Origin of the sequence: Streptomyces sp. MMG1533, from assembly GCF_001279775.1 — a bacterium.
Classification (GTDB): Bacteria; Actinomycetota; Actinomycetes; order Streptomycetales; family Streptomycetaceae; genus Streptomyces.
In genome coordinates this window covers 1-12,742 of the sequence record NZ_LGDG01000003.1, presented here as the reverse complement: position 1 = coordinate 12,742, position 12,742 = coordinate 1, and the positions used below count along the sequence as shown (strand labels likewise).

Below are 12,742 nucleotides of genomic sequence, written 5' to 3'. Positions count from 1 at the left end.
TCCCCCTGCGAGGGTCACTTCAGCTCGTCCGGGCACGGAGTGCCCCGCGGCAACGTGTAGGGCGCCGCCAGCCGGTACGTCCCCGCCTTCGGGGCGATCAGCATGGTCCACCTGTCGCCCTCCGCGTCCTCCTCCGTCTCCATCAGGCAGCCGTTGACGTTGTCGTACGTCTTCGGGGTGTCGTCGGACCGGTTCTTCGACGCCTCCGTCTCCTGCGGCGGCTTCAGCTTGTTGCCCTCGGCGTCGACGATGCTCAGCCACGGCGAGTAGGGGATGCGGATGAGGATCCGGCCCGCCTTCTTCACCCGCATGGTCATCTCGCCCTGCGCGGCCCGGTCGACGACGGCGTCCGGTTCGGCGAGCGGGGCCGGGTCGGTCACCCGGAACAACTGCCAGTTGGCGTCGCCCCAGATCTGCTTCAGATACGGCATGCCCCGCTGCACCAGCTGCCGCTCACGCTCGCCGCCGTCGCCGTCCGGCTCGTCCTTCGGCAGCACCACGAAGTGCACGGCCCAGCGCCCCAGCCACTCGTGGTAGTTCGCCGAGTTGAGCGTGTCGTCGTAGAAGAGGGGGTTGCGCTCCATGTCGGCCTGGCGGTTCCAGCCGCGGGCCAGGTTGACGTACGGCGCGAGGGCGGAGGCCTCGCGGTGCGAGCGGGCCGGTACGACCTCCACGCGGCCCTTCTCGGCGCCGACCTCCTGGAGTTCGTTGACGAGCGGCGCCAGCTCGCGCGCCCAGGACGCCGTCGGGGTCGTATGGATGACGTCGTCGACCGACTTGAAGCCGATCCACGCGGTGAAGCCGGCGAAGGCCACCACGATCGCGTACCACTTGCGGGTGCGCGGCACGGTGAACGGCAGCGCGGCCGCCAGCGCCACCCCCGCGAAGAGCATCGCCAGGCGCGAGATGTTCGAGCCGATCTGCGAGCTGACCAGCCACACCAGGACGATCGAGAGGGCGTAGACCCCCGCCGTGATCCGGACCGTCTTCCACTCGCGCGGGACGAGGAAGAGCACGAAGAGGGCGTACGCCAGCGGCAGTATCACCGAGCCGATCTTCATCGGCTGGGTGCCGGCGAACGGGAACAGCCAGGCGGACACCGCGACGACCGCCGAGGGCGCGATACCCAGCGCCCAGGCGCCCGGCCGGCGCTTCTGCAGGAACAGCGCCGCCGCCACCAGCCCCACGAACAGGCCCGCCACCGGCGACGCCATGGTCGCGAGCGCGGCCAGCGGGGCCGCGCACAGCGCCTTCGCCCACCGTTTGTAGCGCCAGCGGTACGGCCAGCAGAACACGACGGCGACCGCGCCCAGCGCGAACATCGTGCCGAGCCCGAACGTCACCCGGCCCGACGCCGCGTTGCACAGGAACGCGAAGACGCCCGCCAGCGAGGCCCACAGCGGGTTCTTCACCGAGCGGCTGCGGATGAGGACCATCGTCAGCAGCCCGGCCGAGACCGTCCCCGCGATCATCATCGTCGTACGGACCCCGAGGACCGACATCAGATACGGCGACACCACGCTGTACGACACCGGGTGCATCCCGCCGTACCAGGCGAGGTTGTACGCCGAGTCCGGATGCCGGCCGACGAACTCCGCCCACGCGTCCTGCGCCGCGAGGTCGCCGCCACTGTTGGCGAACGTGAAGAACCAGACGATGTGCAGCACGCCGGCGATGGCGGTGACGGAGAGTACGGGGTGTCGCAGGAGGCGCTCGCGGAGGGCGAGGAAGGCGGTCCTGAACCTGGATCTCACCGAGGGGCTTCTACGGCCGTTCTGGTGATCCTCGGTGTCCGGTGCGGGCACGCGTATTCGCGGGCCGGTTCCCGGGCCCGGATCGGTGTCGTCGGCGCGTGTCGGCTCCGCTGTGGCCACCTGAAGGCACTCCCCGTGGTGTCCCGTCTTCTGTTCTCGGCCGCGTCCCGTGAGCGACCTGCCCGATTCGCGACGCTAGCACGCACCCCGCCGACCGGAACCTGGGCGGGCTCCGATCGGCGGGGTGTGCGGTGCACTTATGGGCCCGGATCAGCCGAGACGCGTCAGCTTGTCCGGGTAGCCCGGCTCGACGAGGTCCTTCTGCAGGGCGACCGGGACCTTGACCGCGCCGCTCGCGCCGTCACCGACGGTGAGCGAGCCGACCTTGGTGCCGGCCTTCGCGGAGTGCGGTACGTCATCGGGGGCGAAGGACAGCTTCACCTTGAAGCCGGCCCAGCCGACCGCGGTGACGTCCTTGGTGACGACGACCGGGGTCTGCCCGCCGAGCCCGTCGTCCACGTACCCGACGACATCGCCCTTCTTCAGGATCTTCGCCGAGGTCATCTCGTCCTGGGCGGCCAGCATCGCGGTCCTGCTGACGTCGTTGACGGTCTGGATGATCGGCGCCTTGTGCTGGCCGAGGATCGCGCCCACGAGGGTGACGGTCTCGCCGCCGACCTCCTTGCGGGCCGCGAAGAGGAGGTTGCCGCCGGCGGCGGTCGTCGTGCCCGTCTTGATGCCGATGGCACCGTTGTAGGGGACGAGATAGTTGTAGTTGTACCACTTCTGCCCGGACGGATCGATCCACTGGCCCATGGAGGTGATCTCCATCAGGGCGGGCATCTTCACCAGCTCGTTGCCGAGCTTCACCTGGTCCTCGGCGGTGGAGACGGTGGTCTCCTTCAGGCCCGAGGCGTCGGTGTACGTGGTGTTCTTCATCCCGAGGTCCTTGGCGGCGTCGTTCATCTTCTTGATGAAGGCCGCCTCGGTGTCCGCGTCCCAACGGGCCAGCAGGCGCGCGACGTTGTTCGCGGACGGGATCATGATGGCCGTGATGGCCTGCCGCAGGGTGAGGTTGTCACCCTCCTTGACGGTGTTGAGGGTGGACTCGCCGTCCTTGTCGTAGCCGCCCTCCTTCTCGGCGGTGGCGTCGACGGGGATGTTCGGCCCCTCGGCGCCCGACTTCAGCGGGTGGTCCTTCAGCACGATGTACGCGGTCATGGCCTTGGCGACCGACCCGATGGCGACCGGCGTCTGCTTGCCGAAGTCGCCCATCGTGCCGATGCCGTTGACGTCCATCCAGCCCTGGCCCTCGCTCGGCCAGGGCAGATCGGCCTTGCTGCCCTCGAAGGTGTACGACTCCTCGGCGGTCAGCGTCAACGCGGGGGCCGGCAGCGGGCGTACGGCCTGCACGATCGCAAACACGACCGCGAGCAGCAGCACCAGCGGGGTCCAGATCTTGACCCGCCGCACGATCGTCCGGACCGGCGTCTCCGGAGGCGGCGGCGTGTTCGTCAGCTCCGCCAGCAGATCCAGCGGCGGCCTCGGCGGCAACGGCTGCTGAGTCGTCCGCTCCGGACCGGCCTGGGGGACGGAGGACGGGGCGTCCGCGGGGGGCTTGGCCTTCGGTGCCGGCGTCGCCTGCGGCAGCGCGGTGGTGGCGTCGGCCGGCTTCGGCTTGCGTGTCGCCGGGTCGTCCAGCGGCTTGAGCGCGACGAACTTGCTGGTCCGCTCGGCGGGGGACTCGGGCTCGGAACCGCCCTCGGCCTTGTCGCCCTCGGCCTCGGGGGCGTCCTTGGGCGCCTTGGCGGCATCGCCCAGCTTCAGCATCGTCGTCGGCTGATCCACGGGGGGCGCCGAGGGCCGTGGTGCCTTGAAGACGGCGGTGGGCTGGTCCACGGGGGGCTTGGCGTCGCGGGTCGCCTCGTCGGCCGCGGCGGGGGCGTCGGAAGCCTTCGCGTCTGCAGAGGCGGTCGGCTTGGGGGTGTCGGTGCCGGTGCCGGTGCCGGCCTCGGCCTCGGCCTCGGCCTCGGCGTCCGCGTCGGCATCCGCCTCCGGCGCCGACTCGACGGCGCCGGTGTCCGGGTCGTCCTCGGTGCGGGCGTCGGCGTCGGCGTCGGCGTCCGTGCCGTGGTCGGTGCGCTCGGCCGCGGGGACGTCTGCGTCCGTATCCGCGTCAGAAGCCTGGTCGGCGTCGGTGTTCGCTTCCGCGTCGGCCTCGGAACCGTCCTGCGCAGGCTCCCGGTCCTCGGCGCCTGCGGTGTCCTCGGCGTCCCCGGCTTCCGTCTTCTCCTCGTCCGCCTTCTCGTCCGCCGAGGCCACCCACGCGGCCACGGCGTCACGCAGTCGGGCGTTACCCGTCGTACCGGACTCGCCTCGGTCGTCGGGCTCGTCGACCGCGCCGGAAGCGGCCTCGGTGTCGGTGCCCTCGGCCTGAGTGTCGCCGGCGCCGGCCTCCGGCTCGGCGACGTCTTGCGCGCCCTGTCCCGTGTGGGACTTCGTCGCCCCGGCCGGGGACTCCGCGGCATCCTGCCCGGTCTTCGAGTCGGCGGAGGCAGCCTCCGGCTTCCCGGCGTCCTGCGCGCCCTCCTCGGCCGTCCGGGCCTCCACGTCGCCCTGTACGGCCTCCGCGGCCTTCTCGGCGTCGGAATCCCCGGCCTGCGGCTCGACGGCGCCCTGCGCCCCCTCCTCGGCCTCCGTGGCGCCCTTTCCGGCGTCAGCCTCCGGCTCCCCGGCGTCCGGAGCGGACTCCTCGGCCTCCGTGGCGGCCTTTCCGGCCTCCGGCTTTCCGGTCTCCGGCTTTCCGGCGTCGGCCTCCGGCTCCCCGGCGTCCGGAGCGGTTCCGTCGGTGTCCTTCGCCTTCCCGGCGTCCGGAGCGGACTCCTGGGCGCTCCCCGCCTCCGCGGCGTCAGGAGCGGCCTCATCGGCCCTCTCCGGCTCCGCGGCGAGCTCCCGTACCGAGAACACCCGGGTGGCCGTGTCGACGCCGCCACGGGCCGTGGAGGAGGCGCCGGCGGATTCCCGGGCCACCGCGAGGCGCGGGTCGCGCTTCTCGGGAGGCTCGGGGGACTCCGTCCTGGCCTCGGGAACCGGGCCCGCGCTCCCCGACGTCGGTTCTGCCGACGACTCGCGCTGCTTCGACCTGTCGGGGGACTCGCCCGCCACCGATGCCTCCTCCATGCGCCGCACACCACCCGTGTCCGTGCGCCTATCGAACCGTGAACCGCCGCTCGGAACACCGCTCCCCCGCAGTGTCCGAACCATGTACCAGTGTCCTGTGTGTGGGCTTGCCCGAGACGGTAGACGAGAACGACATACCTACCGGTTCCCTTACAAACAGGTCACGCACCCTCGACAGACCAATGTGAGAGGGGTCACCCTGTCATTCATCCACGCGGGGAGGCATGGATGGGCAGGAGCCGCAGAACACTTCCGGAGGAGCTTCTGCTGCTGGCGTTGGACCCGGCCACGGGTACCACTGCACAGCCGCAGTCGCTCGACCTTGGTCTGGCCGGAGCACAGCTAGTGGAGCTGGCGCTGGCCGGACGGATAGCCCCAGACGGGGATCGTATCGCCGTGGTGTCCCCACGGCCGACTGGAGACCCAACACTGGACTGCGCGTTGGAGTTGCTGCGAAGGCGTGGCGCTCCCGTGCGTGCCGTCCACTGGATTGGCGGGCCGCGTCTCGGGCTCCGCCAGACCTACCTCTCGCATCTGGAGCGGTGCGGCATGGTGCATGCCGTGGCGGGCCAGATGTGCGGAGTGCTGCCGACGACTCGCTACCAGGCGAGTCAGACCGAGATCAGCCGGGAGATCAGAGCCCGACTGGACTCCGCGATCCGTACCGGCGTACCGCCGGACCCGCGGACCGCGGCGCTCGCCGCACTGGCGCACGCGGTCGGCCTCGGCAAGCACCTGTATCCGGGGAACGAGGGACGCTCGTCCCGATCCCGGCTGCGGGACCTGATCAGGCACGACCCCATGGGCGGCCTCGTGGCGCACGCCGTGATGGACGTCCAGAACGGCGCGGCTGCCCAGCCGCGTCGCAACCCGGCACCGGCCGGCCGCCAGGCCGCCCCCGGAGCCAGGCCCGCACCGGAACCCGCCCGCGGCGTTCCGATGCAACCGCGCCGAGGATCGATGGCGCGCGTCGTGGCCCACTGAGCCGCAGTCCCACGACAGCAGGGCACCACAGCTGCACGACCCGCACCACCATGCGCCGCACCGCAGTCCCCAAGACCGGTACGGGAGCCGCTGGTCCGCGCGGGGCGACGGAACCGTACGTCCGGACGACGACTCGGTTCCGCCGCCCCGCGCGTGCGTGTGTGTTGGGGCCTGCGCATATCCACTGTTTCCCAGCGGTAGAAAGCACCTTGGTGGCAGTCTGCTCAACAGCAGATACGCAAAGTGGCAATTTTGAGGCACGCAGCCGGAGGTGCACGTCCCGTGGCGTCCAATGTCAATCCCACCGTCAGGCGGCGCCGGCTGGGCCAGGAGCTGCGTCGGCTCCGTGAGCTCAAGGGCATGACGGCCGAGGAGGTCGCCGAGCGACTGCTGGTGTCGCAGTCGAAGATCAGCCGGCTGGAGAACGGCCGGCGCAGCATCAGCCAGCGAGATGTCCGCGATCTGTGCGGGGTGTACGAGGTCGAGGACCAGCGCATCGTGGAATCGCTGATGCAGATGGCCAAGGACTCGCGCCAGCAGGGCTGGTGGCATGCCTTCGGGGACATCCCGTACAGCGTGTACATCGGCCTGGAGACCGATGCCGAGTCGCTCCGGGTCTACGAACCCCAGATCATCACCGGACTGTTGCAGACCCGCGCGTATGCCGAGGCCATCATCAGGGGCGGCTCGCCGGAGACTTCGGACACGGAGATCGACAAGCGCGTGCAGGTCCGGATGCGGCGGCAGGATCGTATCGCCGCCGAAGGGGAGCCGCTGCGGCTGTGGGTCGTGCTGGACGAGGCGTCGCTGCGCCGGGTCGTCGGGAGCCGGCCGGTGATGCGCGAACAGCTGGAGCACCTCGCGGAGATGTCCCAGCGGCCGCACATCACCGTGCAGGTCCTGCCGTTCGAGGTCGGCGCGCACCCCGGCATCAACGGCCAGTACTCCATCCTGGAGTTCGCCGACGCGGCCGACTCGAGCGTGGTGTACATCGAGGGCGTGACCAGCGACCTGTACCTGGAGAAGGCCCACGATGTGCAGAAGTACACGGTGATGTACGAGCACTTGAGGGCGCAGGCGCTGAACGTCGACCAGTCGACCCGGCTCATCGAGGACGTGGCCAAGGAGTACGCCCGCTGAGCCCTCGCGGCGCCCCGCGGGGATGCCCCCGCGGGCGAAAGGCCGGATGCTACACCCCGGCCCGGCCTCACTGGAAGAATCCCCTGGAATATGCCATCCGGAAGAGTGAACGACTGCTCCAGAAGGGGATGTGAGCGAGTAGCGTCGATCACGCCAACGATCAGCAAAGGTTGGCGGAAACCGAACTGCGCAACTGGCTTACGGAGCAAACATGGCAATTCTTCAGGGCGCCACGGACTCGTGGACGAAGTCCTCGTACTCCAACAACAACGGCGCCTGTGTCGAGGTCAAGTCGCCCACCGTCGCGGCGCTGGACGTCCGCGACTCCAAGGTCACCGACGGGCCGACCCTGGCCTTCCCCACCGAGGCGTGGAACACGTTCGTGGCCTCGGTCAAGGCGTGAGGAGAGGGTCTTTCTGATCCTCGTCCCCAACCGGGAGCACGACCGACAACTGCACAAGCACCACCGAAAGAGCCCTCTCGACCAGATCGCCGTCCTCGCCGAGGGGGCTCGGCTTGTGCCCGGACGTGGAAGTCAGCGCACCGGGAACGCCACGTCGCACACCGGGTCCTCGGCGCCCGCCGCGTCCCAGTCCGCGAAGTAGACCTCCCGGCACGGCCCGTCGTACTCCAGACCCTCCCGCTTCATCCACGCCTCCACCGCCTCGAACGCGGCCAGGATCTGCGGATGGGCCACCTGCGCCTTGGAGATCCGCGTGTAGGCGAGCCGCCGGGCCGGCTCCACCCGGACCGTGAACTGCCGCCCCCGCCCCTGCTTTTCGGCCCACGCCCGCGCCGCCGCCTCGTCGGCGACCGGCACGCACGACTCGGCCGGGCCGTCGCTCTCCATCGACACCTCGGAGTGGTAGACGACGAACGGCGCCGCCGTCACGCCCCCGCACTCCCGGGACGCCTCCTCAAGCCGCCCCAGCGACGCGCCGATCCAGGTCGGCAGCTCGTCGGCCAGCGTGTGCCGGGTCTCGGTGATCACCACCTGCGCCGGTACGTCCACGGTCTCGACCTCGAACTTCCCGTACATCTCGGAACTCCTCCCCGACAGCCGTCCACGGAGGTACTCGACGAGCGTCCGCTGTCCGGCCACCCGCGCCTCGACGTCCGCCCAGTAAGCGGTGAGCCGGTCGGCGCTCTCGGTTCCGTCCGTCTCGACCACCTCGGCGATCCTCGCCAGCGGCATGTCGAGTTGGCGCAGCATCGCCACGAGCCGGGCGCGTTCCACCTGGCCCGCGCGGTAGTAGCGGTAGCCGCTGACCTCGTCGACGCGCGCCGGAGCCAGCAGTCCGAGCCGGTCGTACAGCCGCAGGGCCTTGGCCGACAGCCGGGCCCGCGCGGCGAACGCACCGATGGTGAGCAGGTCCTCGTCCACTCGGTCATCCTCCGTCACCGGGCGGCTCTTCCACCCGGTGACAAGGACGTTCGACCCTGCCCCAGGGACAAGGTCAACCGGCCAGCTGTGCCTCTATGGCGGCCACCACCTCGGCCGCCTCCGGCTCGGTCTGCGGCGAGAAGCGGGCGACGACCTCGCCGTCCCGGCCGATGAGGAACTTCTCGAAGTTCCAGCGGATGTCCCCGCTGTGCCCCTCGGCGTCGGCGAAGCCGACCAGGCGGTCGTACAGCGGGTGCCGGTCCTCCCCGTTGACCTCGACCTTCTCGGTCATCGGGAAGCTCACGCCGTATGTCGCCGAGCAGAACTCGGCGATCTCCTCGGCGCTGCCGGGCTCCTGCCCGAGGAACTGGTTGCAGGGCACACCGAGCACGGTGAGGCCACGCTCCGCGTACTGGCCGTGCAGCCGCTCCAGGCCGGTGTACTGCGGGGTCAGCCCGCACTTGGAGGCCACGTTCACCACGAGCACGGCCCGGCCGGCGTACTGGGCGAGGTCCGCGGAGCCGCCCTGGAGGGCACCGATCTCGACATCGAGGGGGGAAACACCGTTGCTGTCTACATTCGTCATGAGCGGATGCTAGCCGGGTGCGCGGCGGCTGAGCCTGTGGGCGGTACGGCTGCCGATCGGGTGGGAGGGTCCCACCCGATCCATACCTATCCATTACGACCGCCACCCTTGACAGTCTGCGTACTGTTTCGCGACTTTTGATCCTTGGGGCAGGACGCGGCAACGCGTCGTGGGGGACAACAGGGGGGCGGTCGCCCGTGCGAGCCATGAGCAGGACCGAGGCGGACATCACGATCCACAGACCCGAGGAGCTGAGCGCCGAGCTCCGCGGGGCCTGGCACCGGGCGATGGACGAGTCGCCCGACTACGCGAACCCGTTCCTGGCCCCGGAGTTCGCGGCCGGGGTCGGCATGCACCGCGGCGGCGCGGCCCGGGTGGCCGTCCTGCACGAGCACGGGGAGCCGGTCGGCTTCCTCCCGTACGAGCGGGGCGCCTTCGGGGTCGGCCGGGCCATCGGTCTCGGCCTCTCCGACTGCCAGGCCCTCGTGCACCGCCCCGGCGTCACCTGGGACGCCCAGGAACTGCTGCGCGCCTGCGGGCTGTCCGTCCTCGAGTTCGACCACCTCGTCGAGGAGCAGAAGCCCTTCGGCGACTACGTGACGGGCCTGTTCGCCTCACCGGTCATCGACCTCAAGGACGGCGGCGACAGCGGCTACCCGGAGTGGCTGCGCGCCGCGTACCCGGGGCTGGCCAAGACGACGCTGAAGAAGGAACGCCGGCTGACCCGCAACGTGGGCGAGATGCGGTTCGTCTACGACGAGCGCGACCCGCGGATGCTGCGCCGGCTCATGGAGTGGAAGTCCGCCCAGTACCGCCGCACGGGCCGGATGGACCGGTTCGCGCGCCCGTGGATCGTGGACCTGGTGGACCACCTCTTCCACGTCCGCGAGGAGCACTTCACCGGCGTGCTGTCCGTGGTGTACGCCGGGGACCGGCCGGTGGCCGCGCACTTCGGCCCGAGGTCGCGCACCGTGTTCGCGGCCTGGTTCACCGCGTACGACCCCGACTTCCACTACTACTCGCCCGGCCTGATCATGCACCTGCGGATGGCGGAGGCGGCGGGCCGGGACGGCGTGCGGCTCATGGACATGGGGCGCGGCGACAAGGAGTACAAGGACTGGCTCAAGACCCGTGAACTACGTGTGGGCGAAGGGTTCGCCACCCGGCCCCACCCGGTGGCGGCGGCCCACCGGCTGTGGCGCAGACCGGTACGCGGCCTGCGCAACACGGTCCTGGCCCATCCCAGGCTGCGGGAACCGGCCGACCGCCTGCTGAAGACGGTCGGCACCCTGCGTACGTCGGCCCGCCCGGCGACGGCCAGAACGGCCCCGCGCACCCACTGATCGGACCCTCTTCTTCCCGCCCCCACCGCGCCCCGCGACGGCGAGGGGTGGTCTTCAGTGACGCTTCGGCGACTTCTCGGCGTTCCTCCACGGTCCACGACGGACCTGGTCCTCCACGGACCCTTCGACGGAAGAGGTGACGATGCCGTACGGATCGCGGCTCGCCGCGACGATGACACGGCGACTCGGACGGGAATGCGTCTACACGCCCTCGGCGCGGCTGGCCCTGTACCTGGCACTGCGGCGCTGGTGCCGGCCGGGCGGCCGGGTGCTGATGTCCCCGGTGAACGACGACGTGATCCTCTTCGTCGTCCTGGCGGCCGGGCTGCGCCCGGTACAGGCCCCGGTGTCGGCCTGGGACGGCAACATCGACCCGGCGGCCGTACCGGAGTCCACGTGGCGGAACGTGGACGCGGTCCTGACCACCAACCTGTACGGGATACCGGACCGGGTCGTCGAACTGCGCTCGCGCTGCGAGGAGTTGGGCATCCCGCTAATCGAGGACGCCGCCCACGCGATCGGCACGCACGTGGACGGACAGCCGATCGGGACGTTCGGCAGGGCGGCGGCCTTCAGCCTCTCCAAGCACGTGGCGGCGATGGCGGGCGGCTTCCTGGCGGTGGAGGACGCCCGCACCCGGCGCGAGCTGGAGCTCCTGCGCGACGACCTGCTCGAACCGACCCGCCTGAGCGCCGACCTGGCCGCGACCCTGCGCCCACTGGCGCGCTCGGCCGTCCGCACCCTCCACCTGGTCCGCCCGGCATGGCGGACGATGCAGCGCCTGGGCCTCCTCGAACGCGACGCCTTCCGCATGGCCCTGCACGCCCCGCGCCTGTCCGCCTGCGCACGTCGGGCGCCGAGCCTGACCGCGTACGAACCATGGGTCCGCGTCGACCTGCACGACTTCCGCACCCGCCACGGGGCCCTGGTCCGCGGCCAGTTGGCCCTGCGCATGTCCGGCCTCGACACCGACCTCACCCACCGCAGGGCCGGTGTCACCCTCCTCTCGGGCACGGCCTGGGCCTCCCCGGCCCTCCGCGACCGAGCCGCCCACAACGGCCCGTACCCCCTCTTCCGCGCCCCCCTCCTGGTCGACAACCGCGACGCCCTCGTGGAACGTCTCGTGAACCACGGCATCGTCTGCGGCTACATCTACGACCCCCCGCTCGACGACTACGCCGGCGCCGAGTTCGTGGACCCGTCCTGCGACCCGGCCCCCGCCCGCTGGTTCGCCTCCCACGTCCTGCCGGCGGACCCGCTCCTCGCCCACCGGATCATCAGCGCCCTCACCAGGGAACGAGCGACGACGGCCCGTCCGCCGGCGCAGGCCCCGATCCCCGACACGAGGAGGCCGCCGACACCGCTGGGGCAGTGAGACGACCGGCGTCGCCCTACTCGCCGTCCTCGCAGTCCCAGAACCCCGCGATCGCCATGGCGTGCTCCTGGGCGTAGGGCTCGGCCCCGGGGACGGCGAGGGCGGCCACGAACTGCTCCTGTGCCTCGGGTGCGTCGCCTGCCGCGAGGCGGGCGGGCCCCGGCCGGCAGCGGATGCCCATCTCCAGGCGGTTGCAGATGGGTTCGGTGAGCGGGGACAGCAACTGGTGCTGTCTGAGGGCCTGGTGCTGGAGGTCGATGGCGGCGTCCACGTCCCCCTCGCCCAGCTCGGCCGGCTTCGCCGAGCGCCGCCGCGTACCCGACGACGTCGACGAGCTCGCCGCCCGCCGCGTACAGCCAACTCTCCGCGGCCTTGAAGTCCTTGAAGGGCGTCTCGGCGGGCTGCGGTCCGGTGGGGAAGGCTTCGGGTCCCCGGTCGCCGGTGATCCGGCCCGCGTCCAGACAGAGGCGGAGCGCGGCCGTGCGGGCGGCGGCGGCCTCGGCGGGCACGGCTTCCGCGAGCCGTCGCGCGTGCACCCGTACCAGGTCGTGGAACCGGTAGCGGCCCGGCCGGTGCTGCTGCGGCAGACTCGCGTCGACCAGGACCTCCAGGATCCGCTCGGTGTCGCGGTCCGGCAGGCCGAGCATGGCCGCCGAGGCCGGCAGGCCGAACTCGACCGTCCACGCCACGCCCAGGGCGCGGAAACCGCGCTGCTGCTCGGGCGCCTGCCGTGAGCGGTTCCTCGGCGCGCTCACCGACGAGACGGGCGCGAGTGGGACGGGCGCGAGTGGGACGGGTGCGGGCGTGGAGTGGTGTGGGGCGTTGTGGCGCTAGGCAACTCCGGCGTGTCGTGGCACGATTTTGCACGTGACCAGCAGACCCGCCGCGGCGCAGCATCTGGACGACCTCGCGCGGCTGCGCCGGGTCCGTGACCGGATCGACCGGGAGTACGCGCAGCCGCTGGACGTCGAGGCGCTCGCCCGGGGCGCGCACATG

11 protein-coding genes and 1 pseudogene are annotated in these 12,742 nt (G+C 71.2%); 7 read left to right on the top strand and 5 right to left on the bottom strand.

Annotation, left to right across the window (positions count from 1 at the left end; all coding sequences use genetic code 11):
* Positions 1 to 14: 14 nt before the first annotated feature.
* Positions 15 to 1,874 (bottom strand): MFS transporter, encoded by a 1,860-nt coding sequence (locus tag ADK57_RS01775; RefSeq protein ID WP_053747521.1) that lies wholly within the window; start codon positions 1,872 to 1,874, stop codon positions 15 to 17.
* A gap of 150 nt (positions 1,875 to 2,024) precedes the next feature.
* Positions 2,025 to 4,934, bottom strand: coding sequence for a hypothetical protein (locus ADK57_RS01770; RefSeq protein ID WP_078972892.1), 2,910 nt, complete (start codon positions 4,932 to 4,934; stop codon positions 2,025 to 2,027).
* Between the two features lie 228 nt (positions 4,935 to 5,162).
* Between ADK57_RS01770 and ADK57_RS01765 the strand changes: the two genes are divergently transcribed.
* The 3 genes from ADK57_RS01765 (at position 5,163) to ADK57_RS01755 (ending at position 7,461) form a co-directional block, all read left to right on the top strand.
* Complete coding sequence (locus tag ADK57_RS01765; protein ID WP_053747519.1) at positions 5,163 to 5,918, top strand: GOLPH3/VPS74 family protein; 756 nt, start codon at positions 5,163 to 5,165, stop codon at positions 5,916 to 5,918.
* 282 nt (positions 5,919 to 6,200) lie between these two features.
* On the top strand, positions 6,201 to 7,058 hold the full coding sequence (locus ADK57_RS01760) for a helix-turn-helix domain-containing protein (RefSeq protein WP_053747518.1): 858 nt from the start codon (positions 6,201 to 6,203) through the stop codon (positions 7,056 to 7,058).
* A gap of 211 nt (positions 7,059 to 7,269) precedes the next feature.
* Complete coding sequence (locus ADK57_RS01755) at positions 7,270 to 7,461, top strand: DUF397 domain-containing protein (protein ID WP_053747517.1); 192 nt, start codon at positions 7,270 to 7,272, stop codon at positions 7,459 to 7,461.
* A gap of 132 nt (positions 7,462 to 7,593) precedes the next feature.
* Here the strand turns inward: ADK57_RS01755 and ADK57_RS01750 are convergent, their stop codons facing one another.
* A complete protein-coding gene (locus tag ADK57_RS01750; RefSeq protein WP_053747516.1) occupies positions 7,594 to 8,460 on the bottom strand; it encodes a MerR family transcriptional regulator in 867 nt (288 codons plus the stop codon).
* Positions 8,461 to 8,515: 55 nt separating this feature from the next.
* Positions 8,516 to 9,028, bottom strand: coding sequence for a glutathione peroxidase (locus ADK57_RS01745; protein WP_053747515.1), 513 nt, complete (start codon positions 9,026 to 9,028; stop codon positions 8,516 to 8,518).
* 206 nt (positions 9,029 to 9,234) lie between these two features.
* On the opposite strand from ADK57_RS01745, the gene ADK57_RS01740 reads away from it, so the two are divergent.
* The gene (locus ADK57_RS01740; RefSeq protein ID WP_053747514.1) at positions 9,235 to 10,371 is read left to right on the top strand and encodes a GNAT family N-acetyltransferase; all 1,137 of its coding nucleotides are present in this window, start codon (positions 9,235 to 9,237) and stop codon (positions 10,369 to 10,371) included.
* Positions 10,372 to 10,513: 142 nt separating this feature from the next.
* Positions 10,514 to 11,746 (top strand): DegT/DnrJ/EryC1/StrS family aminotransferase, encoded by a 1,233-nt coding sequence (locus ADK57_RS01735; protein ID WP_053747513.1) that lies wholly within the window; start codon positions 10,514 to 10,516, stop codon positions 11,744 to 11,746.
* A gap of 16 nt (positions 11,747 to 11,762) precedes the next feature.
* On the opposite strand, the gene ADK57_RS49715 is transcribed toward ADK57_RS01735, so the two are convergent.
* Complete coding sequence (locus ADK57_RS49715) at positions 11,763 to 12,017, bottom strand: hypothetical protein (protein WP_053747512.1); 255 nt, start codon at positions 12,015 to 12,017, stop codon at positions 11,763 to 11,765.
* Between ADK57_RS49715 and ADK57_RS49710 the strand changes: the two genes are divergently transcribed.
* Both ADK57_RS49710 and ADK57_RS01720 read left to right on the top strand, forming a co-directional pair.
* Positions 12,004 to 12,480 carry a hypothetical protein gene (locus tag ADK57_RS49710; RefSeq protein ID WP_053747511.1) on the top strand — a complete coding sequence of 159 codons (477 nt, stop codon included), beginning with the start codon at positions 12,004 to 12,006 and terminating at the stop codon, positions 12,478 to 12,480. The genes ADK57_RS49715 and ADK57_RS49710 overlap by 14 nt on opposite strands.
* A gap of 133 nt (positions 12,481 to 12,613) precedes the next feature.
* Positions 12,614 to 12,742: pseudogene (locus ADK57_RS01720) on the top strand (AraC family transcriptional regulator); the annotation flags it as partial.

Coding starts and splice junctions, on each gene's coding strand:
- ADK57_RS01740 (WP_053747514.1), top strand. CDS start 9,235: ATGAGCAGGACCGAGGCGGACATCACGATCCACAGACCCGAGGAGCTG.
- ADK57_RS01770 (WP_078972892.1), bottom strand. CDS start 4,934: ATGGAGGAGGCATCGGTGGCGGGCGAGTCCCCCGACAGGTCGAAGCAG.
- ADK57_RS01765 (WP_053747519.1), top strand. CDS start 5,163: ATGGGCAGGAGCCGCAGAACACTTCCGGAGGAGCTTCTGCTGCTGGCG.
- ADK57_RS01755 (WP_053747517.1), top strand. CDS start 7,270: ATGGCAATTCTTCAGGGCGCCACGGACTCGTGGACGAAGTCCTCGTAC.
- ADK57_RS01735 (WP_053747513.1), top strand. CDS start 10,514: ATGCCGTACGGATCGCGGCTCGCCGCGACGATGACACGGCGACTCGGA.
- ADK57_RS01745 (WP_053747515.1), bottom strand. CDS start 9,028: ATGACGAATGTAGACAGCAACGGTGTTTCCCCCCTCGATGTCGAGATC.
- ADK57_RS49710 (WP_053747511.1), top strand. CDS start 12,004: ATGGCGGCGTCCACGTCCCCCTCGCCCAGCTCGGCCGGCTTCGCCGAG.